25 protein-coding genes are annotated in these 25,932 nt (G+C 67.1%); 7 read left to right on the forward strand and 18 right to left on the reverse strand.

Features of this window, described 5'->3' with window-relative positions:
* Nucleotide 1: 1 nt before the first annotated feature.
* The 8 genes from ACOQPH_RS11570 to ACOQPH_RS11605 all read right to left on the reverse strand — a co-directional run bounded on the left by ACOQPH_RS11570 (nucleotide 2) and on the right by ACOQPH_RS11605 (nucleotide 5,881).
* On the reverse strand, nucleotides 2-718 hold the full coding sequence (locus tag ACOQPH_RS11570) for a TlpA family protein disulfide reductase (protein WP_420621542.1): 717 nt from the start codon (nucleotides 716-718) through the stop codon (nucleotides 2-4).
* Nucleotides 715-2,709 (reverse strand): heme lyase CcmF/NrfE family subunit, encoded by a 1,995-nt coding sequence (locus tag ACOQPH_RS11575; RefSeq protein WP_420621543.1) that lies wholly within the window; start codon nucleotides 2,707-2,709, stop codon nucleotides 715-717. The genes ACOQPH_RS11570 and ACOQPH_RS11575 overlap by 4 nt, the downstream gene beginning before the upstream one ends.
* Nucleotides 2,706-3,269 (reverse strand): cytochrome c maturation protein CcmE, encoded by a 564-nt coding sequence (locus tag ACOQPH_RS11580; protein ID WP_420621544.1) that lies wholly within the window; start codon nucleotides 3,267-3,269, stop codon nucleotides 2,706-2,708. The genes ACOQPH_RS11575 and ACOQPH_RS11580 overlap by 4 nt, the downstream gene beginning before the upstream one ends.
* Nucleotides 3,266-3,430, reverse strand: coding sequence for a hypothetical protein (locus tag ACOQPH_RS11585; protein ID WP_420621545.1), 165 nt, complete (start codon nucleotides 3,428-3,430; stop codon nucleotides 3,266-3,268). The genes ACOQPH_RS11580 and ACOQPH_RS11585 overlap by 4 nt, the downstream gene beginning before the upstream one ends.
* Nucleotides 3,427-4,194, reverse strand: a complete 768-nt coding sequence (ccsA, locus tag ACOQPH_RS11590) for a cytochrome c biogenesis protein CcsA (RefSeq protein ID WP_420621546.1) — start codon at nucleotides 4,192-4,194, stop codon at nucleotides 3,427-3,429. Before ccsA ends, ACOQPH_RS11585 begins: the two co-directional genes overlap by 4 nt.
* Before the next feature lie 97 nt (nucleotides 4,195-4,291).
* Entirely contained in the window at nucleotides 4,292-4,960 is a 669-nt protein-coding gene (locus ACOQPH_RS11595; RefSeq protein WP_420621547.1) for a heme exporter protein CcmB, read from the reverse strand.
* Complete coding sequence (locus tag ACOQPH_RS11600; protein WP_420621548.1) at nucleotides 4,950-5,630, reverse strand: ATP-binding cassette domain-containing protein; 681 nt, start codon at nucleotides 5,628-5,630, stop codon at nucleotides 4,950-4,952. Before ACOQPH_RS11600 ends, ACOQPH_RS11595 begins: the two co-directional genes overlap by 11 nt.
* 32 nt (nucleotides 5,631-5,662) lie before the next feature.
* Nucleotides 5,663-5,881: a biotin/lipoyl-binding carrier protein gene (locus ACOQPH_RS11605; RefSeq protein WP_420621549.1), complete on the reverse strand. Its 219-nt coding sequence runs from the start codon at nucleotides 5,879-5,881 to the stop codon at nucleotides 5,663-5,665.
* Nucleotides 5,882-6,045: 164 nt separating this feature from the next.
* On the opposite strand from ACOQPH_RS11605, the gene ACOQPH_RS11610 reads away from it, so the two are divergent.
* From ACOQPH_RS11610 to ACOQPH_RS11620, 3 genes are all read left to right on the forward strand, one after another.
* The gene (locus tag ACOQPH_RS11610) at nucleotides 6,046-6,924 is read left to right on the forward strand and encodes a DUF5317 family protein (RefSeq protein ID WP_420621550.1); all 879 of its coding nucleotides are present in this window, start codon (nucleotides 6,046-6,048) and stop codon (nucleotides 6,922-6,924) included.
* Between the two features lie 187 nt (nucleotides 6,925-7,111).
* Nucleotides 7,112-7,450, forward strand: coding sequence for a hypothetical protein (locus ACOQPH_RS11615; protein ID WP_420621551.1), 339 nt, complete (start codon nucleotides 7,112-7,114; stop codon nucleotides 7,448-7,450).
* Nucleotides 7,451-7,461: 11 nt separating this feature from the next.
* Nucleotides 7,462-8,685 carry a CaiB/BaiF CoA transferase family protein gene (locus ACOQPH_RS11620; RefSeq protein ID WP_420621552.1) on the forward strand — a complete coding sequence of 408 codons (1,224 nt, stop codon included), beginning with the start codon at nucleotides 7,462-7,464 and terminating at the stop codon, nucleotides 8,683-8,685.
* Nucleotides 8,686-8,815: 130 nt separating this feature from the next.
* Here ACOQPH_RS11620 and ACOQPH_RS11625 read toward each other — a convergent pair whose 3' ends face one another.
* Nucleotides 8,816-9,157 carry a hypothetical protein gene (locus tag ACOQPH_RS11625; protein ID WP_420621553.1) on the reverse strand — a complete coding sequence of 114 codons (342 nt, stop codon included), beginning with the start codon at nucleotides 9,155-9,157 and terminating at the stop codon, nucleotides 8,816-8,818.
* A 205-nt stretch (nucleotides 9,158-9,362) separates the two neighbouring features.
* On the opposite strand from ACOQPH_RS11625, the gene valS reads away from it, so the two are divergent.
* Nucleotides 9,363-12,002 (forward strand): valine--tRNA ligase, encoded by a 2,640-nt coding sequence (gene valS / locus ACOQPH_RS11630; RefSeq protein ID WP_420621554.1) that lies wholly within the window; start codon nucleotides 9,363-9,365, stop codon nucleotides 12,000-12,002.
* 76 nt (nucleotides 12,003-12,078) lie between these two features.
* Here valS and ACOQPH_RS11635 read toward each other — a convergent pair whose 3' ends face one another.
* Nucleotides 12,079-13,254, reverse strand: coding sequence for a mechanosensitive ion channel family protein (locus ACOQPH_RS11635; RefSeq protein ID WP_420621555.1), 1,176 nt, complete (start codon nucleotides 13,252-13,254; stop codon nucleotides 12,079-12,081).
* 65 nt (nucleotides 13,255-13,319) lie between these two features.
* Between ACOQPH_RS11635 and ACOQPH_RS11640 the strand changes: the two genes are divergently transcribed.
* Both ACOQPH_RS11640 and ACOQPH_RS11645 read left to right on the forward strand, forming a co-directional pair.
* Nucleotides 13,320-14,147, forward strand: a complete 828-nt coding sequence (locus ACOQPH_RS11640; RefSeq protein WP_420621556.1) for an enoyl-CoA hydratase/isomerase family protein — start codon at nucleotides 13,320-13,322, stop codon at nucleotides 14,145-14,147.
* Nucleotides 14,148-14,256: 109 nt separating this feature from the next.
* Nucleotides 14,257-15,042: an enoyl-CoA hydratase gene (locus ACOQPH_RS11645; RefSeq protein WP_420621557.1), complete on the forward strand. Its 786-nt coding sequence runs from the start codon at nucleotides 14,257-14,259 to the stop codon at nucleotides 15,040-15,042.
* A gap of 36 nt (nucleotides 15,043-15,078) precedes the next feature.
* Here ACOQPH_RS11645 and rsgA read toward each other — a convergent pair whose 3' ends face one another.
* Both rsgA and ACOQPH_RS11655 read right to left on the reverse strand, forming a co-directional pair.
* Nucleotides 15,079-16,074 carry a ribosome small subunit-dependent GTPase A gene (gene rsgA / locus ACOQPH_RS11650; RefSeq protein WP_420621558.1) on the reverse strand — a complete coding sequence of 332 codons (996 nt, stop codon included), beginning with the start codon at nucleotides 16,072-16,074 and terminating at the stop codon, nucleotides 15,079-15,081.
* A 97-nt stretch (nucleotides 16,075-16,171) separates the two neighbouring features.
* Entirely contained in the window at nucleotides 16,172-18,007 is a 1,836-nt protein-coding gene (locus tag ACOQPH_RS11655; RefSeq protein ID WP_420621559.1) for an ABC transporter substrate-binding protein, read from the reverse strand.
* Nucleotides 18,008-18,192: 185 nt separating this feature from the next.
* Here ACOQPH_RS11655 and rmuC point away from each other — a divergent pair, with 185 nt between their 5' ends.
* Nucleotides 18,193-19,521, forward strand: coding sequence for a DNA recombination protein RmuC (gene rmuC / locus ACOQPH_RS11660; RefSeq protein ID WP_420621560.1), 1,329 nt, complete (start codon nucleotides 18,193-18,195; stop codon nucleotides 19,519-19,521).
* Nucleotides 19,522-19,534: 13 nt separating this feature from the next.
* On the opposite strand, the gene ACOQPH_RS11665 is transcribed toward rmuC, so the two are convergent.
* The 6 genes from ACOQPH_RS11665 to ACOQPH_RS11690 all read right to left on the reverse strand — a co-directional run bounded on the left by ACOQPH_RS11665 (nucleotide 19,535) and on the right by ACOQPH_RS11690 (nucleotide 25,932).
* Nucleotides 19,535-21,799: a xanthine dehydrogenase family protein molybdopterin-binding subunit gene (locus tag ACOQPH_RS11665; RefSeq protein WP_420621561.1), complete on the reverse strand. Its 2,265-nt coding sequence runs from the start codon at nucleotides 21,797-21,799 to the stop codon at nucleotides 19,535-19,537.
* A 147-nt stretch (nucleotides 21,800-21,946) separates the two neighbouring features.
* Complete coding sequence (gene paaC, locus ACOQPH_RS11670) at nucleotides 21,947-22,720, reverse strand: 1,2-phenylacetyl-CoA epoxidase subunit PaaC (RefSeq protein WP_420621562.1); 774 nt, start codon at nucleotides 22,718-22,720, stop codon at nucleotides 21,947-21,949.
* A complete protein-coding gene (locus tag ACOQPH_RS11675) occupies nucleotides 22,717-22,989 on the reverse strand; it encodes a 1,2-phenylacetyl-CoA epoxidase subunit B (RefSeq protein ID WP_420621563.1) in 273 nt (90 codons plus the stop codon). Before ACOQPH_RS11675 ends, paaC begins: the two co-directional genes overlap by 4 nt.
* Nucleotides 22,986-23,567, reverse strand: a complete 582-nt coding sequence (locus tag ACOQPH_RS11680; RefSeq protein ID WP_420621564.1) for a metal-sulfur cluster assembly factor — start codon at nucleotides 23,565-23,567, stop codon at nucleotides 22,986-22,988. Before ACOQPH_RS11680 ends, ACOQPH_RS11675 begins: the two co-directional genes overlap by 4 nt.
* On the reverse strand, nucleotides 23,564-24,571 hold the full coding sequence (gene paaA / locus ACOQPH_RS11685; protein WP_420621565.1) for a 1,2-phenylacetyl-CoA epoxidase subunit PaaA: 1,008 nt from the start codon (nucleotides 24,569-24,571) through the stop codon (nucleotides 23,564-23,566). The genes ACOQPH_RS11680 and paaA overlap by 4 nt, the downstream gene beginning before the upstream one ends.
* Nucleotides 24,568-25,932 (reverse strand): amidase, encoded by a 1,365-nt coding sequence (locus ACOQPH_RS11690; protein ID WP_420621566.1) that lies wholly within the window; start codon nucleotides 25,930-25,932, stop codon nucleotides 24,568-24,570. Before ACOQPH_RS11690 ends, paaA begins: the two co-directional genes overlap by 4 nt.

Raw genomic sequence — 25,932 nt, forward strand, 5'->3', positions numbered from 1 at the left:
CTCATGAACCGGGTTGCGACGTCGCTGCGCCCTCGCTAGCGGAACCCAGCAGCAGCGCGATGACAGCGTCGGGATCGCCAGCGCTGATCTGACCCTGCCAGCGGGCCGCCACGATGCCCTCGGGCGTAATCAGGAACGACTCGGGCGGCCGCAACACTCCGAACTCGACGGCCCATCGGGAATCGGGATCATCGATGACCGGCCAATTGCCTCCGAGACGCTCATAGAACGCGACGGCGGCGTCGGTCCGATCGCCGAACGGGACGGCAATCAAGGCGCCGTCATAGGGATGGCGGAAGACCCATTCGGCCAATGCAGGGTGTTCGCGCTCGCACGGAACGCACCACGACGCAAAGAAGTTGACGAGCACCCACCGGGGCGACGCTGCGTCGATGTCGAAGCGCGCCACGCCGTCGGGACCGATGTGCACACCCGGCATCGCCTGCGCACCGCCGGCCTGCACGAACTGCTCCTGCGGCCAGATCAGCTCGCCTCGAAGCGGTGGCACCAATTCGCCGATGAGCGGGCTGGCAGCCCGGATGCTGCCGCCGTCGGAGTCTCGCGTCGCCAGGAGCGCGATCAGGCCCGCCGCCGCCAGTCCGACGAGCACCGCCGTGATCCGAACCCAGGCTCGGCGGCGCGGCGCCGCCTCGCGGCTGTCGCTGTCGAGGGGAGCTTGCGGCTCGGCGCTCGACATCCCTTCGGACTCCGGCGTCACGAGCGGCGCTCCCCTGTAGCCGCACCGGCTCGCTCCTGTGCAGAGTCGAGGGTTGGGCGAGCACCGCCCCCGCGCGGGACCCGGTCCCGCGCTCCGATGCGGTTCGGCACCAATGCCGCGGCAATGCCCAGCGCAAGCACGGCGCCGCCCAGCCACATCCACGCCACCAACGGCTTGATGAGCACACGCAGCGCCACCTCGCTGCTGCCTTCTTCGGGAATGGTCGCAAGCGACAGGTACACGTCGTCGACCAGGCTCGTCGCCACCGACGGCGTCGAGATCGGCTGGCCGAATTCGGCGAAGCGCGTCACCGCAGGCTCGAAGGTGCCCCGGTCTTCTACGTCCACACGCACCCGGACCACCCGGTTGCCGTTCTCGATCGTGTCGGTCAGGCCCAGGTAGGTGACTTCGTGGCCCGCAACCACGCCGGACTCGCCCGGCGACAGCGTGAACTCGCCTTCGGACCCGTATGCATTCGACGCGATGAAACCGAATGCGATCACGCCCACGCCGATATGGGCGATCATGCCGCCGCCGGTGCGACCGAGCAGGCCACGCCAGCCGTTGCGCCGCACACCCAGCGATAGCAGCCGCGTGGCGCTGCCGATCACGAATCCGCCCAAGCCCAGCGCCAGCACCGGCCACAGACCGCGCGCACCGGCCCACAACGACAACACCATGGTCAGCGCGCCGATCGCAGCCGGCAACAGCATCCGCCGCGAACGCAGCTCAGCAGACGTGTCACGCCAATTCAGCGCCGGGGACAGGGCCATCAACCCGAGCAGTGCAATGCCCACCGGTGCCAGCATCCGATCGAAGTACGGCCGCCCGACAGCCAGCCGTTCCTGCGACACAGCTTCGGCCAGAAGCGGGAACACCGTGCCAAGCAGCACCACGAACGCCGCCACCGCGAAGAGCAGGTTGTTCCCCAGGAACGATCCCTCCCGGGACCAGATCGATCCCAAGCTGGCGGGCTTTCTCAGCGCTTCGCCGCGCCACGCCACCAGCACCACACCGGTCGCCACAATCACGGCGAAGAACGCGAGCAGTAGGGGCCCCAGCGAGGACTCGCTGAACTCGTGCACCGATTCGAGCACGCCTGAGCGAGTCAGGAACGTGCCGAAGATCGTCAACGCGAACGTCACAATGAGCAACGACAGGTTCCACACACGCAGCATCTGGCGCCGCTGCTGGGTGATGAGCGAATGCACGAACGCTGTGGCAGTCAGCCACGGCAGCAGCGAGGCATTCTCGACGGGATCCCACGCCCAGTACCCGCCCCAGCCCAGGACCTCGTACGACCACCAGGCGCCCAGCAGGATTCCCACGCCCAAGCTGCCCCATGCCACGAGCGTCCAGCGGCGTGTATCGGCCAGCCAGCGGCTGTCGAACCGCCCCGTGACGAGCGCAGCCACAGCGAACCCGAACGGCACGGTGAAGCCGACGTACCCGAGGTACAGCATCACCGGATGAATCGCCATCAACGGGTGGTTGCGCAGCAGCGGATTCAAGCCGCCGCCATCTGCGGGAGGGTTGGCCAGCGTGGCGAACGGATTCGCCGGGCCTGCGAGCAGTGCAAAGAAGAAGATGCAAACGCCCAACATCACCGCCAGCGCCCATGCCACCGTTGGTTCGGCAGTCCGGCCGCGGAATCGCCACGCGGCCGTGCCGACGTAGCCGCACAGCACCAGTGCCCACAGCAAGATGGACCCTTCGAGCGCGCCCCACAGTGTCGCCATCTTGTAGATGAACGGGGTGGCGATGGTGGAGTTGCGCGCCACGTAGGCAACCGAGAAGTTGTCGCTGAGCAGTGCGAACTCCATGGCGCCAACGGCCAGCGCGCAGCCCGCAGCCATTGCCGCGATCCACGCCAGTGCCTGGCGGCACCGCTCGGGTTGCTTGAGTGCTCTCGCAGCGACCAGCGTTCCGGCACCGCCGAGCGCGCTGACGAGGCCGACGGCCACGCCGAGCGTGCCCAGCACGGCGATCACAGTCGGGGCACCTCGAACGGGCACTTGTCCAGGAAGCCCTCGGGCGGTTCGTCGGGATCCGGGATGCGCTCCTCGTTCGCCGCCTCGTATTCGTTGGTGTGCTTGATGAGCATGTTGTCGCTCGAGAAGAAGTGCGTGTCGCGACCGGCGACCGTGACGACGTCACCCGGCACCCAGCGGCCTTCGAGCACCACCGGGATCCACGGCGATTCGAACAGGTCTGGAGGGTCGACTGAGTGCCGCACCGACACCGATGCGCAGTTGTGGATCACCTCGAAGGTGGTCACGCCGCCGTCGAGTTCCACCGACCTAGGCACCACCCGTCCCTGCAGACGGAACCGGCGGTCGCCGAGTTCGACGCGCTCGGCGATGGCCTCATCGGCGTTGCGGAAGAACAGGGTGGCGTTGCGCAGGCCGGCAATCGCTGCCGCGCCACCCACGATGAGCAGCAGCAGCACGAACCCGCCGACCATGGCCTTGCGTCGGCGCCCCATCTCCCTGCGTGCCGCTGCACGATCGGGAGCCTCCTCGAGCGGGTGCCGGGGGCTGAGGTCCGTCATGCCTGTGAGGTCTCGTTGCTCGGATCCCCCGCAGACTCTGTCTTGCCAATCCCCAGGTCCCGACCGAGTGCGCGGCCGCGGCGGACTAGCCAGAGGGCGTAGGTCACAACTGCGGCCGCCACCAGCACGTAACCAGTGAGCACGTTTGCTGCGTAGGTCATCGTCCCGCCGCCTGTTCGCTGCGGCGCTCTTCGAGGAGCTCTTCCAGGGTTGCTTCCTCGGCGAGTTCTTCGAGGCGCAGCACCCGGTAGCGGTGGATGCCGATCCAAAGCGCCACCACAGTGAAGACGGCCCATGAATACAGGAGGGTCCAATAGATCTCGCCGGCGAAATTGCGGTCGCCCCCGAGCCCGAGGTTCAAGCTGGCCTCTTGATGCAGCGTGCGCCACCAATCCACCGAGTAGTGGACGATCGGCAGGTTGACGACCGCGATGAGGGCCATCACCGCCGACCGCCGCGCCCTCGAGCGAGGTTCGGCGGGCAGGCGCCGCAGCGCCAGGTAGCCGAGATAGGTCACGAATAGCAGGACGGTGGTGGTCAGCCGGGCGTCCCACTGCCAGTAGGTGCCCCAGGTCACCTTCCCCCACAGCGACCCGGTCACCAGCGTGAGTGCGGTGAACAGCACGCCGAGCTCGGCGGCAGCTCCAGCCACGCGGTCCCACTGCCGCGCCTGTCGATCCGCGATGACGCCCTCCAACCCTCCGGCGCCGCTACGGGTCCGCCACAGCACTTTGGCGCTGGCGAATGCGGTCAGCACAAAGCCGCCATAGGCGACCCAGATCGAGGGCACGTGCACGTACATCAGCCGGACGGCGTCGCCTTGCACCCTGTCGGCGGGCGAGATCCACAGCGCCAGCAGTGCCATCACGGCGACTGCCGCGATCGCCACGACACCCAGCACCCGGGTCGCGACGCTGCCGGTCATCGACAGCGACCAGTACTCAGCAAGGGCACAGGGCGTTGCGCCTGCTGGCGCAGGTCGGGCTCAGCGGCCCCGATCATCGTGAGCCCGCGTTCATGACTCAGGCGTCCTCCAGCAGCGGACCAGCCGCCGCCCAACCCACTGTGATGTATGTAACCAGCACCACTGCCAGCAGTGCTGTCCAGCTCCAGCCTTGGTCGGCGCTGGTCCCGAGCGCCACGTCGAACGCCCGGGTTCCGGCCAAGAGCACCGGTGCTGCCACCGGGATCAGCAGCAGCGGGAGCAGGGTATCCGCCGACCGCAGACCTACCGTCATCGCCCCGTACAGCGTCCCGCAGATGGCAAACGCAGCTGTGCCACAGAGCCCTGCAACGACGACCAGGAGCCAGTCGTCGACGGTGACCGAATAGAGCACCAGCAGCCCCGCGGCGGTGAACACGGCTACCACGATGAGTTGGATGGCCAGCGCTGCCGCCTTGCCCCAGAGGATGGCCGCCGGCACCAGCCCGCCGAGGCGCAGCGCGTCCAGGTTCCCACCTTCGGCCTCGATATCGAAGCTGCGCTTCGCCCCGAGCACGCCTCCGAACAAGACGGCCACCCAGAACAGACCGCCCGCCCCGGCGCCCAGCAAGGACTGGTTTGCGTCGAATGCGAATGCGAAGACCACAAGTATGAGCAGCACTGTCGGGACGATCTGGATGAGCGTGATACGAGCCCGTCGCTCGACGGTCAGGTCCTTGCGGCAGACGAGCCAGATCTCACGCCACATCGGTTGGACCGTCCGTGCGTGGCCCGGGAGCTATCGCCTCGACCCGGCCGCCGGCAAGCACTACCTGGCGAGCGGCCGCAACCCGTGCACGGCCCGTCTCGTGCGTCGCGAACATCACCGTGGCTCCCGCCTCGACGGCGTAGGCCAGCAACTCGTCGAGCGCGTCCCTGTTCGACTCGTCGAGTCCAGCGTGCGGCTCGTCCAGCAGCCACAGCCGCGGGCGGGCGATGGTCAGGCAGGCCAGCGCCACTCGCCGCTGCTGCCCCTCGGAGAGTCGTCGAATGGCAACTGCGGTCAGGCGACCACCGAGTGCAAAGCGTTCGACCGCGGCTGACACCTCGGCGGAGGCCGCGCTATGCAGGGCCGCGCAGTGGCGCAGCTGGTCGTCAACTCTCAGATCGCCGTAGAGCGGGGCCCGATGTCCCAGCAATCCGACGTGTCGCCGCACTGAGCGACGGTCTGCGATGAGGTCGAAGCCCAGCACCTCGGCTCGCGCGCCTCGTAAGGGCACGAGACCCGCACACGCCCGCAACAACGTGCTCTTGCCTGCGCCGTTGGGACCCCTCAGGCAGACCATCTCGCCGGCTTGCACCGTGAGGTCCACACCCGCCAACGCAGGAAAGCGGTCCAACAGGGCCACGACGCCCTCGAAGGCAACGGCAGCTGCCACGGAGCGTCAAGGCTACGGGTGGGTTCGGCCGCTCAGGGCGTGGCGACCACCGCAAGCACATCGCCCTCGGCGACGGTGTCGCCCTCGGCCACGTGCATCTCCGCCAACGTGCCGCCCTCGGGAGCAGTGACAGGAATCTCCATCTTCATGGACTCGAGGATGAGCAATTCGTCGCCGGCAACGACGGCGGTTCCCACCTCGGCGACCACCTTCCACACGGTCGCTGTCAACTCTGCTCGAACGTCCAACAAGTCGTTTCTCCTCCACGAACCCGGGGCGAAAAGCCTGCGCAAAGCTAATCGAGGCGGCGACCGAACGCCCGGGTCTCGTGGCTGGAACCTCTGACTGCAGCGTCATTTATTGGCGCTTCACCATCCACAAGTGCGCGCGAACCGGTCTGTACTGTCGACATGCGGTGTTCTTCATCGTGCTCGTGGCGACCATCGGAATTGGCATCGGCTTCGCTGTCGCCCTTGTCTCAGGCGGCACGCCGCGCGAGATCTTCGGCAGGCTGCGAGCACTTCGGATCAACCATTGGCCAGTGCTCGCGCTCGGAGTTGTCCTGTCGCTCGCTGTCGGGTTGGACACCAACATGCTCGCGGGCCGCTTCGCGCTGGGCGTCTCGCTTGCGCTGCTGCTCGCAGGTTGCCTGCTCAACCGACACATCACCGGTGCACTTATCGCTGCGATCGGCATTGCCGCAAACCTCGCAGTGCTCCTCGTGAACGGCTACCTGCCAGTGAACGAGGGCGCTGTGGTGGCTGCAGGCATCATCGACTTCGATGGACTTGACCGGGTACTGCTCGGCGCTGCCCGCCGGTGGTCCGACGACGCGACGATTGCCGCGTGGCTGGGCGGTGCAATCCCGCTCGCACTGCTGAGAGATGTCATCACGCTGGGCGATCTGGTGACCGCCGCCGGTTTGGCCAACATCGGATTCCGGCTCATGTGGCCAGCAGCGTGGGATCTACGACGGCTCGAAGCGGTGTCGGGAAGCCAGTTTGAGGACTACGACGATGGGACAGTCGTGCTCAGGCCGGTGGCGCCGCCCACAACCCTGGAGCATCCGCCGCTGGTCGGCGCGGCAGCAGCGTCGCCAGCACCAACGGCACCCGCAGCCCCGACGGAACCGCCGAGCCCAGTGCCGGCACACAACGAGCCGGCGTGGGCATCGCGAGTCGAACCAGCACCGTGGCCGGCCCCGGCCCCGTGGCCCAATGAGATCGAAACCCCCGACCGCACCTCGAGCGGCGAGCCCACCGAAGCTCACGATCCGCAGCTCTTCGGAGCCTGAACGCCTTTCACGCTTTCTTTGTGCAAATTTGCCGCCTGTGGCGGCATTTCTGCACAAAGTCAGGGCGATCGGGGCAGGCAGGCATCGCCGCCCATCCGCAGTCTCCGGCTACGGCGCCGACGCATTACTGCGCCTACGACGGCCCGACGATGCCTGTGCCGTGATCCGTGACGAGATAATGGGGGCCGTGGCCACCGCCCCGAAGTCCAATCGCGAGATACCCGACATCGATCGCGGCCCAGCGCATACGGCAGTCGATCCCTTCGACGATGTTCTCGTCCGGCGAGCACGGCTGAAGCGGATCTCCAGCCTCGGACAACGGACGGGGTACGGCCTGTATGTGGCATCGCTTGTCTGCGGGGCCATCGGCATCCGCTGGGGATACACCCCGCTGCTCGCCACGCTGATCGCCGTGGCGCTCGTGGTCGGATCGATGCTGCTTGCGCCCACCATCGTCATAAGCCACGGCATCAAAGCCGCCGAGCGTGAAGAGCGTCGAGCCGCGGCGACCAGATCGACACAGTGAACGAGGATCGAATGGCGCAAACTGCGGGCGACAACCAGCACTCAGGCGCTCTCGAAGGCATACGCGTTGTCGATCTGACGACGGTGCTCATGGGACCGCTGGCGTGCCGGATGCTGGGAGATCACGGCGCCGACGTCATCAGAGTGGAAACGCTCGTCGGCGACTCCACGCGCAACGGCGTGCCGGCCCGATCCGCTGGCATGTCTGGGTTCAGCCTCAACATTCAGCGCAACAAGCGCTCGCTGGCGCTGGATCTCAAGTCTCCGGCCGGGCGTGAGGCAATGGAAAGGCTGCTGGCCAGCGCTGACGTGCTCATCACCAACATGCGAGCGGCGGCCCTAGAACGCCTCGGTCTCGATGCCGACACCCTGCGGGCTCAACACCCGCAGCTCATCTGCTGCCGAGGGAGCGGCTACGGCAGTGGCGGTCCATATCGCGACAAACCCGCTTACGACGACGCTATCCAGGCCGCTTCGGGCCTGTCGGATCTGATCGGCCGCGTCACTGGCGAACCCGGCTTCGTTCCTGCCGTGATTGCCGACAAGGTCACCGGACTGCATGTCGTCGAAGCCGTGTTCGCCGCCCTCTTCCACCGTGAGCGCACCGGTATGGCCCAGACCATCGAGGTGTCCATGTTCGAGACCATGGTGGCGTTCAATCTGGTGGAGCACTACCGCGGCGCAGTGTTCGAGCCACCAGAGGGACCCTTCGGCTACGACCGGTTGCTGACTCCGCACCGGCGCCCCTACCCCACTGCCGACGGTTGGGTGTGCCTGCTGCCCTACAACGATGCGCAATACCGGGCCTTCTTCACATTCGTCGACCGGCCCGAGCTGGCCGACGATCCGCGCTTCGCCAGTCACAACTCCCGGATTGCGCATGTCGACGAGCTGTATGCGCTGTTCGGCGAGCTCTCGCTGCGCCGCACGACGGACGAGTGGATCACCTATTGCGACGAGCGCTCGATCCCGGCCGCGAGGGTCATGGACCTGGCTGATCTCGACGGCGATCCTCAGCTGGCTGCTGTCGGCCTGGTGAGCATCGCTGAGCATCCCACTGAAGGGGCATACCGCTATGTGGCCGACCCGGTTGTCTACTCCGAGACGCCGACGCGCCTGCGCCGTCATGCACCGCTGCTGGGCGAGCACGCGGTCGAGATTCTCAGTGAGCTCGGCTACGACGCGGCCGAAATTGACGGCATGCGAGACGAGTGCATCATCGTCGTGCCGGGCTAGCGGTCACGTCGAGCCCCCAGCCATTCCGAACTCATCGAGGGCAACGCAAAAGGCACCCCTGCAGGGGTGCCCCTACGTCGGCTCGTTGCCGATAGCGCGGCGCCCTCACGGATGCCGCTCATGACGCTGGCTAGTTGCCGCGTCCTCCAATGCCCTGCTTCAAGGCGCTGATTGCAGCGTCTCGAACCGGGACGAACGCAACAATGGCGATGGCCGTGGCCACATCCATACCGAAGCGTCCGAGTGACAGCACTTCGAAACTGGCCCCGTACCCAAACAAGGCTCCGCCGTCATTGGCTTGCGAAACCAGTACTAGCAAGTAGGCCCAGATCAGATTCAGGTTGCTGCCGATAATCGGTATCGACTTCAGTGTGTCGTTCACTTTGACCGTGTCTAGGACACTGTCCACGACGACCATCGCTCCCTGGAACACCATGCCCAGGATGATCAGCGTCAGAATTGTCGCCATCATGCTTATCGACCCCCCTTTTGGTCGGCAGTACTTGACTGCAGCTGCCTTCCGCCCCCGCAGTCGGCAACCACCGCACACTCTAGTCAATGTCGTTGCGCTTCTGTGACAATTCTGTAACAGTTCTGTTTTCTTGGGATTCACCTCGCGTGCGGGGCGGTCGCTCAGTCTCGGCCACCGCCCGAGCGCGCCGGTAGCTTTGCCACGCATGACGCAGGTGCCCGACAAGCCCACGGTCGACGGGCTCGAGGCGAAGTGGTCGCAGCGCTGGGAAGCCGACGGCGTGTACCGCTTCGATCGCACCGCCACCCGCGAGCAGGTGTTCAGCATCGACACGCCACCGCCGACCGTCAGCGGCTCGCTGCACATGGGCCACGTCTTCAGCTACACCCACACCGACAACATCGCCCGCTACCGACGCATGGCCGGCGACGAGGTCTTCTACCCGATGGGCTGGGACGACAACGGCCTGCCGACCGAGCGGCGTGTGCAGAACTACTTCGGCGTGCGCTGCGATCCCTCGCTCCCCTATAACGAGGGCTTCGCGCCTCCGTCCGACGGCGGCGATCCGGCGGCGGTCGAGGCACGTGGCGAACTGGCGATCTCGAGGCGCAACTTCATCGAACTGTGTCATGTGCTCACCGCCACCGACGAACGGGCCTTTGAGGAGCTGTGGCGCCAACTCGGACTGAGCGTGGATTGGTCGATGACCTACGCCACGATCGACGAACGCTGCCAGCGAGTCGCGCAGCGTGCATTCCTGGAGAACCTCACGCGTGGCGAGGCGTACCAGATCGAAGCGCCGTCGCTGTGGGACGTCACCTTCGGCACCGCAGTCGCCCAGGCCGAACTCGAAGACCGCGAGCGGCCCGGCGCCTACCACCGCATCGCTTTCCATCGCATGGACTCACAAGGCGGCCGCAACGTCCCAGCATCGAGTGGCCCAGCGTCAAATGGCACAGTCGAGATCGAGACGACCCGGCCGGAACTGCTGGCCGCGTGCGTGGCGCTCGTGGCCCACCCTGATGACGAGCGCTACCAGCCGCTGTTCGGCTCAACCGTGGTGACGCCGCTGTTCGGAGTGGAAGTCCCAGTGGTTGCCCACAAGCTGGCCGAGCCCGATAAGGGCACCGGCATCGCCATGATCTGCACCTTCGGCGACACCACCGACGTGACGTGGTGGCGCGAGCTGGACCTGCCCGTGCGGGCGATCGTGGACCGCCGGGGTCGCATTGCTGCGGATCCGCCTCCGGGCATCGACTCGCCTGCGGGGCGCGAGGCGTATGCGCGCCTGGCAGGCCGCACCGTTGGAGGCGCTCGGATTGCGACCGTCGGGCTGCTGCGCGACTCGGGCGAGCTCATCGGCGAGCCGCGACCCATCACACACGCGGTGAAGTTCTACGAGAAGGGCGACCGGCCGCTCGAGATCGTGTCGAGTCGCCAGTGGTACATCCGCAACGGCGGGCGGGATGCCGAGTTGCGTGACGCGCTGATCGCCCGTGGCTCGGAGATGACCTGGCACCCGCCGTACATGCAGGGCCGGTATACGAATTGGATCGAGGGTCTGAGCGGCGATTGGCTGATTAGCCGTCAGCGATATTTCGGCGTGCCGATCCCGCTGTGGTACCCGCTTGACGACGCCGGCGAGCCGATCTGGAAGCGTCCGCTCGTCCCCGACGACCGTGCTCTGCCGGCCTATCCGAACAGCGACGTGCCGGCCGGCTACGACGAATCGCAGCGCGGCCAGCCCGGCGGCTTCGTCGGGGATCTCGATGTGATGGACACCTGGGCGACATCGTCACTGACGCCCCAGATCGCATGCGGGTGGAGTGAGGATCCTGACCTGTGGGCGCGCACCTACCCCATGGACATGCGCCCCCAGGGTCACGACATCATCCGCACCTGGCTGTTCTCGACTGCAGTGCGCAGTCACCTCGGCCACGACTGTGCCCCGTGGAAGCACTGCGCCCTGTCGGGCTGGATCCTCGACCCGGACCGCAAGAAGATGTCCAAGTCCAAGGGCAATGTGGTGACGCCGGTGGACCTGCTCGACACCTACGGCGCCGACGCTGTCCGCTACTGGGCAGCCAACGGACGGCCCGGCACCGACACCGCCTTCGACGAAGGCCAGATGAAGATCGGGCGCCGCCTGGCGATCAAGCTGTTGAACGCCGCGAAGTTCGTGCTGACGCTGGCGGGCGATGCCGCCCACGGCGACGGCAGCCGCCCCGACGAACCAGTCGGCAATGCGCTCGACGCTGCGTTGCTCGCTGCGCTCGCAGATCTGGTGCGCGCCACTACCGACGCATTCGAGGTATTCGACTACGCGCGGGCTCTGGAACGGACCGAGCAGTTCTTCTGGCAGTTCACCGACGACTACGTCGAACTGGTCAAGGGACGTGCGTACGGCGGTCAAGGTGCCGAGGCGGCAGCAGACGCGCATCGCACGCTCACCGTGACGCTGGACACCCTGGTGCGCCTGTTCGCGCCGTTCCTGCCCTTCGTCACCGAAGAGATCTGGTCGTGGTGGCGCGACGGCTCGGTCCACGCTGCAAGTTGGCCGAACGCCGAAGACCTCACAGCACTCGCTTCAGGCAATCACTCTGGCGCTTTGTCCGTCACTGCTGCAGTGCTGAGCGAGGTGCGCCGCGCCAAGACTGAGGCGAAGCGGAGTCTTCGAGTGCCTGCGGACCACGTCACGGTCACCGCTTCGGCCGCCGACATCGCGCTGCTGGATCTCACTCGCAGCGATCTCACCGACGCCGGTCACATCGGCGAGCTCTCGCTTCGCGCCAACGGATCGGCGACCCGTCCCGAGGTCGCCGTCGTGCTCGGCGACGCAGACTGACGCAAGACGGTCCCGAGCAGCTCGGCCCCAGCACCGCTGCGGTGAGCGCTGCTCGGACGAGCGCCGCTCTTGGGGTCTACAGGTCTGAGTCGCCGCCGTCGCTGTCGGATTCGGCGTGCCCGGCCTCGCTTGAGGCTGGCACCACCGGACGATCGAATGCGGCCGCTGCTGCGGGCGCGGTCTGGTCTGGCTCACCGCTGCGCACCCACACTGTTCGCTGGGGGAACGGGATCTCGATGCCGGCTTCGTCGAACGCGTCCTTGATGCGCTTGCGCAGCAGGCGTGCCGTGGCCCACTGCTCAGCGGGCTCAGTCTTCACCATGACCCGGAGGGTGACCGCGTCGGCACCGAAGGCTTGCACGCCGGACACTGTGGGCTCTTCGAGCACGGTGGTGCTCTCGCCTTGCTCGTGCCACACCTCGTCCGCAACCCGCTTGATGATCGCCATTGCCTCGTCAAGGTCAGTGTCATAGGCCACGTCAAGGTCGAGCGGCACGCGAGCCCACAGCTGCGACATGTTTCCGACCCGGGCGATCGCGCCGTTGGGCACATGCCAGACCGTGCCTGACAGGTCCCTAAGGCGTGTGGTCCGCAGCCCCACGGACTCGACGGTGCCCACCGCATCGCCGAGATCGACCACGTCGCCGACGCCGTACTGGTCCTCGATCAGCATGAAGACGCCCGTCAGCAGGTCTCGGACGAGGGATTGGGCGCCAAAGCCGACCGCCACGCCAATGATGCCGGCGCCTGCGATGAGAGGGCCGAGGTTCACGTCGAACTCGCCGAGCAGCATCATCAGCGCGACGGCCCAGATGATCGTGGTGGCGACGCTCTTGAACAGCGTCCCGAGGGTCTTCGCCCGTTGGCTGGCGCGCTCCGTTCGCTCCCGCAGCTGACTCATCTTGGCCGCGAGCCGGTCGGGATCCCACGTTCGGCCCTCTTTGGCAGTGCGGGCGGCCTCACGTTGCTCTGCGTTCTTCTTGTCGCTGGCGATCCGCTCCACCATGTGGTCGATGGCGCGCCGCATGACTCGGCGAGCGACAACGGTGAGCAGCAGGATCACCAGCACCGTGAGGGGCTTGTCCACGATCCATACCGACGCCGACGCCAGCCCCTCGCTGCCGGTCCAATCCAGCAGGCGCTCGCAGATCCAGCTGGGCTCGGTACCGCACACCTCCGTGCTGCGGCTGGCTTCTAGGAGTGCATCCACCGCATCGGTGGCGGAGGGGGCCTGAGCGAGGAGTGAGGTCATCTCGGGCAGCCTAGGAGTCGCCCCAAAGCCCGTGAGCCAGAGGCTCGGTGCCTAGCATCGCTGCGATGACTCAGGACAACGCTGGCAAAGACGCTCACGCCCGCACACCCACCGACGACCCTGACGCTGCTGCGCTCTATTCGGTGGCAGGCGGGGTGGCGACGATCACCCTGAACCGGCCCGACTACCGCAACGCGCTCAGCGTCGAGATCGTGAACGCCATCGGCGACCACTTCGAGGCTGCGCTTGCCGATCCCGAGGTGCGCGCCGTGCTGTTCACCCATGTCGGCAACACGTTCTGCGCCGGCGCCGACTTGCGGGCCGCCCAGCCCGGGGTGCCTCAGCCGACGCTTCGCTACAACTTCGTGGAGATCCTCGAGAAGATCATGACCTGCGACAAGCCCGTGGTGGGCCGGCTGGCCGGTCACGTCACCGCCGGCGGCGTGGGACTAGCAGCGGCGATGGACATCTCCATCGCGGCCGACGACGCAATCATCGGGTTCACCGAAGTCCGCATCGGTGTGGCGCCTGCGGTGATCTCGGTGGTCTGCTTGCCGAAGCTGGGCCGTGCCGATGCCAGCGAGCTGTTCCTCGAGGGCGAACGGGTGCCCGCACCGCGTGCCGCAGCGGCCGGGCTGATCAACCGTGCCGTACCCCGAGAGCTGCTCGACGACGAAGTCGCATCGACGCTGCGGCGGTTGGTGCGGGGCGGTCCCAACGCGCTGGCACACACGAAGCAGCTGGTTGCGAGGGTGCCGCAGATGCCCCGCGCCGAGGCCTGGGAGTGGACGACGGAACTCAGCCAGCGGCTCTTTCAAAGCGACGAGGCCGCCGAGGGCATCGCCGCCTTCCGGGAACGCCGCGACGCCAGCTGGGTCCCACCCGAGGAGTGAGTTCGTTCTCTTCAATTGCCTGCAACGCGGCAGAGACTCGGGCGCCGGTAGGGCAGCCATGCCTATCGCTCCCGTCATGGCCACGGCACGACCGGTAGCGTCGGCCGCCGTGAGCGGACAGGTGCATCTCGAACGTGACGGCCACGTGGGCCGCATCATCTTGGATCATCCGGAGCGGCACAACGCCATCAGCGCGCAGATGTGGGACGGCATCACCGCTGCCGCCTCCGAGCTCGAGAACGACCACGAGATCCGGGTGGTGGTGATCCGAGGGGCCGGCGAGCGCGCCTTCGCAGCAGGTGCCGACATCAGCCAATTCGGCGCGCAGCGTTCCGACGCGAGCGGCAACCGCAGCTACGACGACACGACGTCCCGGGCGCACGCAGCGCTGCTGGGCTTGTCCAAGCCGCTCATCGCCGCCATCGGTGGCTACTGCATCGGCGGCGGGCTCGCGGTGGCGCTGACGGCCGACCTGCGCGTCGCGGCCGAGGACGCCCAGTTCACGATCCCCGCCGCTCGCCTGGGACTCGGTTATGGCGCCGCAGGTATCGGCACACTGATGCGTCTGGTCGGGCCATCAGCGGCCAAGCGCATCTTCTTCCTGGCTGATCGCTTCGGAGCGCAGGAGGCACTGCAGATGGGCCTCGTGAACCGGGTCGTGCCCAAGGCGCACCTAGAGGCTTCCGTCGACGAATGGACCGAGCTGATCGGCCAGAACGCACCGCTCACCATTGCGGCGGCGAAGGCGGCGTTGACGCAGTGGCAGAAGCCGGAGTCTCAGCGCGATTTCGCCGAGGTAGAAGCGATGATCCGGGCCTGCTTCGACAGCGACGACTACCAAGAGGGCGTCGACGCCTTCATGAACAAGCGCCCGCCCGAATTCAAGGGCCGCTAAGCGCGGCGCTGAGGCAGTACTTCAGCCAGACGCGCGCTAGCTGCCGAATGGATCCCCGGTATCCATGTCCGCCACGAGTTCGAGGTAGGTGCTCAGGCGCTCGGTTGGCAGCTCGCCGGCTGTCACTGCAGCCGTCACAGCGCAGTCCGGCTCGACGGTGTGCGCGCAGTCTCCAAAGCGGCAGCTCTGCGCGAGTGCGGCGATCTCGCCGAATGCCATCGCAAGCCCGTCAAGCGGGCCTGACGAGCGGGGCAACCCCAGATCGCCGCCCCAGGGGATCAGATCCTGCAAGCCCGGGGTGTCCACGAGCGTCCCTCCGGCCGGCCCGCCGACGGGAACGAGCTGGCGCCGCACGGTGGTGTGCCGGCCTCGACCATCGGGACTCAGCGGGGCGACCGGTACTACTTCGGCCCCTGCGAGCCGGTTCGCCAGCGACGACTTGCCCACACCCGACGGCCCGCTGAGCGCCACGGTCGTGCCGCCGCTCGCCAACGCTCCCAAGCCGTCAAGGCCGCGACCATCGAGGGCGCTCGTCACCAGGATCGGCACCTCGGCTGCTGCGGCGCCCAGGCGGTGACGCAGGGCATCGACGCTCGCCTCGCACTCGGCGCCCGACACCGTGTCGATCTTGTTCACGACAATCACCGGTCGAGCGCCTCCGGCGAACGCCGCAGTCAGATACCACTCGATCCGATGGCCGACGCTGGCCGCTTCGGTCGAAGGGGAGTCGCTGGTTGGAGCAGGCGTCGTGACGACTGCGAGGATGTCGGCGTTCGCCGCCACCAGCTGGGGCCGTGCTCGTGGCCCAGAGGCGCGACGGCACAGCAAGCAGGTGCGCTCCAGCACGTCGGTGATCACGACGCGGCGGTTGTGTCGGACTTCCAGCGAGCGAACAACCCAGTCGCCAACGGTCGGATAATCCAACGGTGTTCGGGCTGCATCGCGGACAGCGGCATCCAGCGCCCCAATCCTGGGGCCCTCGTCGTCAAGGAGTTCATACGCGCCGCGGTGCTCGACGCCAACGCGGCTCACGGTGTGACCTTTCGGGATCTGGGGGGCCGGTCCGGTTCGTCGAGACCAGCCCAGCTGCTCGGGGTTCGGCATCGGCGGCGGTAACGATTCAGTGCCGTCACTCACGGCGCAGCCACACCTCGTCATAACGGCCGACACCGAGTCGCTGGCCTTGGACCACGCTGCCGTCGGGCAGCGTCGTGGTGCCAAGCCCGGCAACATCCGCCGTCGCTGCCACGACGCTCGAGGCGTAGCCCAGGTACACGTAGGGAGCCTCGTTGGTGAGCTCCAGCATGAGCTTCGCTACGGCTTGTCGTCGGTCGTCCCCCGCGTCGGTCGCCTTGATCAGGCTCGCCAACGCCGCGAGATGCTCGCCGGTGAAGTTGGACACGTTCAGCGGCGTGGTGCGGACCGGTCCGACAGCTGCGGACGCCAGCACCGCTGGATCGGACTCGCCGCCAACCCGCCAGCACGTGGCACCGAAGTCGCCAGCGAAGGACGGGCTCTGGACCACCGAGCCCATGACACGGCTGATGAGCCCCGTGCGGGCGACTGTCTCGACGTCGACATCGACAAGGCCGGTGTCCTCCCACTGGCGTTCCAGCGTTGCCGTCATCTGCGCGAGCGCGAGATCGTCGGTGCACAAGACTCGGATCCGCACTGGCTCGCCAGGATCTCGATCGTCGGAACGCTCGGGATCCTCCGTGTACTCGCGCAGCAGGGATTGAGCCCGCTGCAGGTCATGACCCGGCCAGGCTTCCGCAACCTCAGCGGAATGCCAGATGCTGCCGGGCGCCCACCACTGCGTTGCCGCGAGCCGCTCGACATCGGGTCCTAGCGCCTCGAGCAGTTTGGTCTGGTCGGCCGCCGCGATCAGCGCCCGCCGCACCCGGATGTCATCGAGAGGCGCTCGCAGCAGATTGAACAGCACGACGCCAGCGTTGTCGTCAAAGCGTCCGATCACGTTGAGCGGGCGACCTCCGCCATCGGTTGCGACGGCTGCGGCTGTAGAGAGCTCCGCCGATCTCGACATCAGAATGTCGCCGCCACCGCCCAGCAGTACGGCGAGCCGTTCACGCTCGTCGGAGATCTCGGTGAATTGGATCTCAGCAGCCCACGGCAGAGGCGAGCCGTCGGCTGCGGTACGCCAGTAGTCGGGATTGGCCTCCAGGACCGCTGGCTCACCCGCCGACCAGCGCCGAAAGAAGAACGGTCCAGTGCCGACCGGTCCTCTGGCAAAGATGTCCGGGTCCGCTTCGGCGGCTGCGATGGAAAACACGCGTCCGACGGGCCCCGCGAGCGCCACCGGCAGCCCGGCGTTGGGCTCGCTCAATTCGAAGATCAACCTGAGCTCATCGGCAACGATGACCGATGCGATGCGGGCATCCCGCAAATGGCCGCCGCTGGCCCGGCCCGAACGCAGGTAGTCGTCGACGCCGGTCTTGATGGTGAGCGCGTCCATCGGCTCGCCGTCGGTGAAGGTGATGTCGGGCCGCAGCGTGACGGTCCAGCGCTGCAGCGACGCATCGGCCGAGACCGACTCCGCCAGCCACGGCGCGACAGAACCATCCGGGAGGACCACCGTGAGCGTTTCGAGAACGTGGTCCAGCACGTTGCGACACGACCATGCGCACACGTGGTCCCACGGCGTCCAGCCGGTGATGGGCGTCGGGTCGGCGGCCATCAGCACGTGCAGCGTGCCGCCGCGGCGCGGCGCTGTGTCCGGGGGCGCCTGTGTGGTTGGCGCAACGGCCTGCCGCACCTCGGTGGTGGGTGCGGGCGCAACGGCGGAGGTGTCGTCGGGGAGTTGGGTCGCCGATGGAGCGACGGTCGACTCGGCCGCCTCCTCGGCGCCCGGACTGCAGGCCGCAACCAGCAGCAGGACCGTTACGAGGGCCGTCGTGGGGGCGCGCCAGGGTCTCAGGAACCGCAGCCTTCGCCGCTCGTGAACCATTCGCGCTCGCCAGCGATCATGCAATACACCGACGCCGACGCTAGTGGCGCGACGGTGGGGCCCGGCTGCGCGGGTGTTCATCGGCGCAACCGCGTCACACCCCCTCGTTAGACAATGAGAGGCGCCTGCGGGCAGGGCTCATCCCCTGACCGTCTGTCGCCAGCTTCCACCAAGGAGTGATCCATATGTCCACCGGCCTCGCAGTCGTCTTAGGAGTGCTGGCGGGCCTCGCCGTGGGCGGGGGCATCGCATGGTCGGTGCTGTCACGCCGGCTGGCGCAGGCGGGTGCAGCACACGACTCGATGGAGCGGCGAGTCGCCGAGCTGACCAGCGAGCGCGATGCGGCCCGCACTGAGGCATCGCAGCACCGCGACGTCAACGCCGGTCTGCAAGCCGAGTTGGCGTCAGCGACAGCCGACCGCGACGCGCGCGTCGAGGAGATGGCCAAGAAGCAGGTTGAGATCGAGGGTCGCTTCAAGGAGATTGCCGCCCAGGTCAGCGAGACCACGCGCGCCAACTTCATGAAGGAGTTTCGCGACCTCACCACCGAGCAAACGGTCAACGCAGGCAAGACCGTCAAGGAACTCGTCGAGCCCATGCGAGAACGTCTGCGGGAACTGCGGGACCACGTCAACAAGGCCGACAAGGCCCGAGTGGAGGACACGGCCAAGGTCTCACAGAGCGTCGATCAACTGGTCTCCGAGACGAGTGGTCTGCGCCAGATCCTGCGCGACTCCAAGATGCGCGGCGCATGGGGTGAGCAGCACCTCCGCAACGTCATCGAGGCCGCAGGTATGAGCCCCCACATCGACTACATCGAGCAAGCCACCGTCGGCGAACTTGGCGCCGAAGGACGGCTGCGACCTGATGTGGTGGTGAAGGTGCCGGGGGGCGCGAGCGTCGTGATCGATGCCAAGACGCCGTTTGCCACATACGACCGGGCTGTGCGGACCTCGGATCAAGCTGAGCAGCAGCAGGCGCTGGCTGAGCATGCCGCGGCTCTCAGTGAGCGCGCCAAGGAGCTTGGCGACCGCGACTACGGCCGGTGGGTATCAGGATCGCCCGATTTCGTGCTGATGTACGTGCCGACCGACCCGATGCTCGACGTGGCCATGGACGCTGACGGCGATGTTTGGCAGAACGCTTGGCACCGACACCGAGTGCTGATCGCAACCCCCGGCCTGTTGATCGCCTTCTTGAGGACGGTGGCATTGGCCTGGCAGCGACAAGACATCGCCCGCAACGCAGAGAAAGTCGCCGACCTCGGAAACGAGCTGTACTCCCGGCTTTCAAAGTACGTCGAGCATGTCGACAAGATGGGTCGCGGCTTGCGCAGCGCGGTCGATGCCTACAACGGCAGTGTGGGCTCGTTCGAGCGCATGGTGCTGCCGCAGGCTCGACGTTTCCGTGAGCTGGGCTCAGTGAGCAGCAACGACGAGCTCAACGAGCCCAACCTGGTCGAGCCGGACGTGCGCACGGTCAACGCCCCCGAGTTGGGTCCTGGCGAGGACTAACCGGAACTGCGGCTCAGGGTGCGTCCGCGGTGGCCTCGGTGATGGCTTGCCAGACGCGTTGCGGGGTGAGCGGCATGTCGATGTGACGGATGCCCAGATGGGCAACGGCGTCGATCACGGCGTTCTGGACTGCCGGGGTTGCGCCAACCGTGCCGGACTCGCCGATGCCCTTGGCACCCAGCGGGTTGATGTGCGTCGGGGTTTCGAGCACGACGCGGTCGAAGAACGGCAGCTCCGCGGCGGAGATGATCGGGTAGTCGGCGAAGTTCCCGGTGAGGGGATTGCCGTCGTCGTCGTAGACGAACTCCTCGAACAGCGCCTGCGCCGCTCCTTGCGCCAGGCCGCCGTGAACCTGTCCCGCTGCCAGCAGCGGGTTCAAGATGGTGCCGGCATCGTCACAGGCGACGAGCTGTCGAAGCTCCACGTCGCCGGTGTGGCGGTCCACCTCCACGACGGCCACATGGGTGCCGAAGGGAAACGTGGGCGCTTCGGAGTCGAACACCTCCTCGGCGTGGAGCAGTCGCGGCCCCGCCTCGCCAGTTGTCGAAGCGAGGTGTTCAGCTACCGCGCTCCAGTCCACCGAGACCGCCGGGGTGCCCACGACGTGGAACGCCCCAGAGGCGGTGTCGAGCGTGATGTCGGCCGGATCAGCTTCAAGCAGCGTGGCCGCCACAGCGCGGGCCTGATCCACCAGCGTGCCCGACGCCTCCCAGATGGCCGAGCCGGCCAACTGCACCGATCGCGATCCGCCGGTCACCTCGCCACGGGGCACTTCGTCGGTGTCGCCGTGGACGACGTCGATCTGGTCCATCGGCACACCCGTGCGGTCCGAGATCAGCATCGCCCAGGAGGTGTGGTGGCCTTGCCCGTAGGGAGATGAGCCGGTACGGGCCACGATGCGACCTCCCGGCACCAACTCCACTGCGCCGTACTCCGATCGTCCGATGCCCGCAGTGCGCTCGACGTAGGTCGCAAGACCGATGCCGAGCAGCTTGACGTCCCCGTCGGCGCGGCGGCGGGCCTGCTCGGCACGCAGCGCTGCGTAGTCGGCTGCTTCGAGCGCAGCGTCGAGGCTGGCTTCATAAGCGCCTGAGTCGTAGGGCATGCCAGTGCGAGTCTCGAACGGGAACACGTCGGGCTGCAGGAAGTTCTTGCGCCGAACCTCGGCAGGGTCCATGTCGATCTCGGCTGCGAATACGTCGACAGCGCGCTCGATGGCGGCTGCGGCCTCTGGACGTCCGGCGCCCCGGTAGGGACCGGTCGGCGTGGTGTTGGTCAGCACCGAGACCGAGGTGAAACCGAGCGTGGCGATGTCGTAGCAGCCCGTCAGCATCGCCCGGCCATTGTTCGGCAGCGCCGCGCCCATGTTCCCGTAGGCGCCGGCCTGCTGCACCACGTGCACCTTGAATGCGGTGATGCGCCCGACGCGGGTGCCGCCGATGCGGCAGTACTGGATCTGCCCGCGACCGTGGACGAGCCCCACCATGTCGTCGCTGCGCGACGGCACCCACATGACCGGCCGGCCGATGCGCGCTGCCAGCCAGCCCAGCAAGGCCTCCTCGGGATGCGGCCGAGCCTTGGCGCCGAAGCTGCCGCCGACATCTCGTGACAGCACACGCATCTGCTCCCGATCCAGGCCCAGGATCTTGGCGAGACCGGCGCGAACCGGGTGGGGGCCCTGGCCGGCGTTGACGTGATGCAGGCGCCCGTCATCCGCCCATCGGCTCGCGGCCACACGAGTTTCCAGCGGGCACGGCGCTATGCGGTTATTGACCGTGCGGACCTCGGCCACCGCTTCGCATGAGTCGAAATCGGCCTGCTCGCCCTCGAGCACCATGCGAACCACTACGTTCGGCTCCGCCATGCCCTCGAACAGCGCCGGCCCGTCGAGCGCTGCCTCGGGATCGACGAGCGCCCCCAGCGGCTCGTAGTCGACCACGACCAGCTCAGCCGCATCGACCGCCGCAGCCGGGGTGTCAGCCAGTACGACGGCGATGGGCTCGCCCACGAACCGCACCCGGTCGGTGGCCAGCATCGGGCGCACGATGGCGGCGTCGAATGCAGGGCTCGGCGACGGATACGGCTCGAGATCGACATCTGCTGCCGTGACGACATCGATGACACCGGGCGCGCTGCGGGCCCCGCCGACATCGAGACCGGCGATCACGGCATGCGACACGGTCGACGTCACGTAGCAGGCGTGCGCCATGTCGTCCCAGTTGAGGTTGGCGACGAACTGTCCCTGACCCCGCAGCAACGGAGCGTCCTCGCGTCGCACGACGGATGTTCCTCGTAATGCCATGAAGTCGCTCCGTTGCGCGTCCGGGGGCTGAGCCCCGGCGATTGTGGCAGGTCCGCGCCCCGCTCACATGTGTCGCACGGTGCCAGAAGCACCGCCGACCGCCCTAGACCAAGGGGGTTCGCGCTACCAGACCGCCGAGGGATCGATCGAGAGCACCTCGACCATCTCGGCGTGCAAGGCCGCAAAATGGGGTGATCGCTGGCCGGCTCGACCGCTTGCCTGTGCTGGCGTGCCGTCGTGGGCAGGCCACTGCGGTTGGTACCCAGCCGCAGCGACCGCGTCGTCGACCGTTGCCTGCCACTCGGCACGCTGATCGCTCAACCCGCGGGCCATAACGCCCGAAGCAACAAGAGCCTCGTCCGAGCAGCCCGGCGGGACATCGAAGAGCTCGCACGCCATCGGCGCGAATTGGTCGAACAGCGGGAGCAGTTGCGAACAACCCGTATCGGTACGCAGCAGCCGCGACAGCAGACCGGACGCGTGGCGCAGGTGCGACCGTTCCTCGGCAAAGGCTCGGCGTGCGACTGCACCGAGGGCCTCCCACGTCGAGTTGGCCAGCGCCTCCCAGCGGACGGTCTCGGCGGTGTCGTAGAGGAAGTGCCGTATCAGGGTCTCTCCCCAGTCGCGGCAAGGAAGCTCGGTGAGATGCGCGCAGCGGTACTCGTGCGGCTGGCGCCCGTAGGCCAGCGCATCGATGTCGTTGCCGAGCAACCCGTACAGCGCCCGAGCGTGGCCCAGCTCGTCTTGGCTGATCGAGGTCAGCGCCAAGTCCTCTTCAAGAAACGGCCCGACAGCGATCCACCACGCCAAGTTCTGGCCGATGCACAACTCGTCGTCGGCAAGCGCCAGCACCAATTCGTGCGCGCCGCCGACGCTCTCAGGGTCCACGTCGCTCATGAAGCCGGCGAGTCTGGGGCCCGTCTCAGATCCCGCAACAGCGCGCCGTCGTTGTGACGGTGTTCACGATCGGCCATCGCCAGCTCAGTGGGGTCGGCAACCAGCAAGTCCTCGCGGGCCACGACCCACATCTGCTCCCCCTCGGAGCGGCGCGCGTAGCAATCGCGGGCGAAGCTCAGTGCCAGATCGTTGTCGGGTGCTTCGAGTGCACCGACGTGGATGAAGGGATCCTTGCCAGGACGTTTCAGGAACACCTCGTAGGTCTTCACGCCGGCACCTTGGGTGTTGGCGCCGCCCCCATGGCGGCCGTGCTTGTTGGCGCCGCCCCCATGGCGGCCGTGGGCAGTGAAATGTCGACGCGGCCGACCACTTCCACCGGGTTACGGCATTGCGGACACCATTCGACGCTGCGGCACGGCGTCGGCCCGAAGTTCGACCGGTGCTCCAGCGCTTGGTTCCCGCAGATCGGGCACGTCGCTTCGGCCCGTGCATTTCGGACTGCCACGAAGTACTCGTGGGCCATGAAGCTCACCGCCGAAGGCGCTATGCGATCCGGCGTCCAGACCGGATCGGCGACGAACACCACATCGATCGAAACGTCGGTGCCGGCAGACGCTGATTGAGCTGCTGCGAGCACATCGCGGCGAATCACGTCGAGAGCCGGACAGCCGAGCATGGTCGGCACCAGCTCTACTCGCGCGGCTGAGCCGTCCTCGCTCAACGAGACACTCTCGAGAATGCCCAGCTCAGCGATCGTTACCTCCGGGTACTCGGGATCGCACACGAACGACACAGCCTCGCGCACGGCATCTACGACGCCTGCGTCCAAGCCGCGGGTGTTGCTCACGCAGCCACCGCCGCGGCCTCGTCGAGTGCGGCGCGCACCCACGCCGCGCCGTCCCAGGCATTGCGCGCGTCGCGCAGGCGTCGCTCACTGTCAGGCCCGCGGCCTGCGATCGCATCGGAGAGCGCATCCCAATCGATCTCGCCGCTGATCCAGCGACCGGTCTCGGGATCCTGGCGCAGGTCCGGGTCGGGAATGGTAAAGCCGGCAGCTTGCAGCTGGGGCACCATCTTCTGCACGAAACGGTCGCGCATCACCTCGTTGCGCTCGGACTTGATGTGCCAGCGCAGCAACACATCGTTCGGCCGGGTGTCAGGCCCGAACAGCTGCACCGACGGCCACCACCACCGCTCGATCCCCTGCTGCATCAACTGGTGCTGCTGGGGCGTTCCCTTGGCCATCTTCAGCAGCAGCTCCTCGCCGTTGCGCATGTGGAAGCCCTCCTCGACGATGATTCGCCGCAGGATGCGCTTGTAGGGGCCGTAGCTGCAGTTCTTGAAGACGGCCTGCTGGCTGGCGAGCGCGGCAGCGTCTACCAGATACGCGATCGCAATCTGGTCGCCCCACGTGTAAGCCCGGTAGTGGAACACGTTATGAAACGTGGTGCGCCCTGCCAGCAGGTCGGCGGTCATCTCGTCGCGGGTCTTCACGCCCATGTCCGCCGCCACCATGTACAGCAGGTGCGCGTGGCCGATCTCGTCCTGGGTCTTGGCCAGCGCCGTCAGCTTGTTGGACAGCCCCGGCGCCTTGGCGATCCAGTCCCGCTCGGTCAGCCCACCCATGTACTCGCTGTTGGCGTGCAGCTCGATGAAGCGAAAGACAGCCTGGCGGTACGCGTCGGGCATGTCGTCGTCAGGCTCAACTAAACCGCCGTCGTCCAGGAACGCTTCGAACTCCTCCATCGAGTTCCAGCTGCGCATCTGTGCCCCCCAGCTAACTCGGATTACTCGAATGCTACGCCTGAGCCGCGTGATGCCGATCGCGTGATGCTGATCGCGTGATATCACAACTCAGGAGCGCGCGAGTGATGATCGGTCACGCGCTGGAATACCTCGCCCACGACGCAAAGGGTCCTCTCGGTGAACGGCCGGCCCACTAGCTGAAAGCCGATGGGCATCCCATCGGGGCCGAAGCCCCCCGGCAGGGCGATCGCGGGGAGTCCGGCCCCGTTGACTGGGAACGTGAATTGCGTGGTCGCGGGAATGAGCGGCACCCCGTTGAGCTCGACCGCGCCGTGCTCAAGCACCTGGTTGGGATTGACCGGGGCAACGATCAAGTCGACTCCCTGGTCGTCGAACACGTCAAGGTAGGTCCGCTCGAACGCCACCCGATGGGCGAGGGCGCTCGCGACGGCCGTGCCCTCGATCGCCGTGCCGGCGTCGAGGATTCCCCGAACCTCTTCGCCGATCAGGTCGTTGTGTTCGGTTCGCACGCTCGCGAGCAGTGCTGCCGATTCGGCAAAGACGATCGCTATGCCCGCCTCGGCGTGCTCTGCATTGTTCGGCACGTGCGCCGATTCCACCCGCGCCACCAGCGAGCGGAGCACCTCGACCGCTTCATCCATCACTGCGCGCACGTTCGGATCAGTGTCGAACCCGTTGAAGAAGCTGTCGCTGGGAACGCCGAGCGTCAGTTCGCCCGGTTCTCGTGCATCTCTCAGCAGCGTCTTGGAGGTGAACGGGTCCGCCGGTGAATGGCCAGCGATGACCTCGAGCAAGATCCGGCAGTCTTCGGCGGTCCGCGCCATCGGGCCGACGGTGTCGTAGGTCCACGAGATCAAGTGGACGCCGTCGCGGGGCACGGTTCCGCGCGTCGTCTTGAGGCCGGTCGTTCCGCAGCAGTTCGACGGGATGCGGACCGATCCGCCCGTGTCGGTACCCAGCGTGCCGAACACCTGGCGTGCCGCCAAGCTCGCTGCGTTGCCGCCGGAGGAACCGCCCGTCGAACGTTGCGTATCCCACGGGTTATGCGAGGCCGGGCAGGAGACGCCGAACGCAAGCTCATGGGTGTTCGTCTTGCCGACGATCACCGCGCCGGCGTCTCGCAGTCGACCGACGACAGTTGCGTCGTGATCGGGCGCAAATCCCCGCAAGGCCTCGCAGTTCGCCTCGGTCGGTACCCCTTCCGTGAAGAAGAGGTCCTTGAGTGCGACGGGCACGCCGTGCAGCGGTCCCCGAATCTCGCCTCGGTCGAGTTGCTCAGCCGTGGTGCGTGCGGCTTCGACCTGGATCGAAGCGAACGCACTGACGGCGGGCTCGGTCTGTTCGATTCTCGCGAGGCATGCGTCAAGCAACTCGACGGCAGTCACGTCGCGAGCCCTCACGGCTCCCGCCGCCTCGGCGAGGCTCATCTGAGTCAGTTCTGTCAT

The sequence above is a fragment of the Candidatus Poriferisodalis sp. genome (assembly GCF_965221945.1).
Taxonomy (GTDB): domain Bacteria; phylum Actinomycetota; class Acidimicrobiia; order Acidimicrobiales; family Poriferisodalaceae; genus Poriferisodalis.

Excerpts from the sequence above, each read along its gene's own strand:
- ACOQPH_RS11580 (WP_420621544.1), bottom strand. The coding sequence starts at position 3,269 with ATGACGGACCTCAGCCCCCGGCACCCGCTCGAGGAGGCTCCCGATCGT.
- ACOQPH_RS11585 (WP_420621545.1), bottom strand. The coding sequence starts at position 3,430 with ATGACCTACGCAGCAAACGTGCTCACTGGTTACGTGCTGGTGGCGGCC.
- ccsA (WP_420621546.1), bottom strand. The coding sequence starts at position 4,194 with ATGACCGGCAGCGTCGCGACCCGGGTGCTGGGTGTCGTGGCGATCGCG.
- ACOQPH_RS11595 (WP_420621547.1), bottom strand. The coding sequence starts at position 4,960 with ATGTGGCGTGAGATCTGGCTCGTCTGCCGCAAGGACCTGACCGTCGAG.
- ACOQPH_RS11620 (WP_420621552.1), top strand. The coding sequence starts at position 7,462 with ATGGCGCAAACTGCGGGCGACAACCAGCACTCAGGCGCTCTCGAAGGC.
- ACOQPH_RS11625 (WP_420621553.1), bottom strand. The coding sequence starts at position 9,157 with ATGATGGCGACAATTCTGACGCTGATCATCCTGGGCATGGTGTTCCAG.
- valS (WP_420621554.1), top strand. The coding sequence starts at position 9,363 with ATGACGCAGGTGCCCGACAAGCCCACGGTCGACGGGCTCGAGGCGAAG.
- ACOQPH_RS11635 (WP_420621555.1), bottom strand. The coding sequence starts at position 13,254 with ATGACCTCACTCCTCGCTCAGGCCCCCTCCGCCACCGATGCGGTGGAT.
- ACOQPH_RS11640 (WP_420621556.1), top strand. The coding sequence starts at position 13,320 with ATGACTCAGGACAACGCTGGCAAAGACGCTCACGCCCGCACACCCACC.
- ACOQPH_RS11655 (WP_420621559.1), bottom strand. The coding sequence starts at position 18,007 with ATGGTTCACGAGCGGCGAAGGCTGCGGTTCCTGAGACCCTGGCGCGCC.
- rmuC (WP_420621560.1), top strand. The coding sequence starts at position 18,193 with ATGTCCACCGGCCTCGCAGTCGTCTTAGGAGTGCTGGCGGGCCTCGCC.
- paaC (WP_420621562.1), bottom strand. The coding sequence starts at position 22,720 with ATGAGCGACGTGGACCCTGAGAGCGTCGGCGGCGCGCACGAATTGGTG.
- ACOQPH_RS11690 (WP_420621566.1), bottom strand. The coding sequence starts at position 25,932 with ATGACAGAACTGACTCAGATGAGCCTCGCCGAGGCGGCGGGAGCCGTG.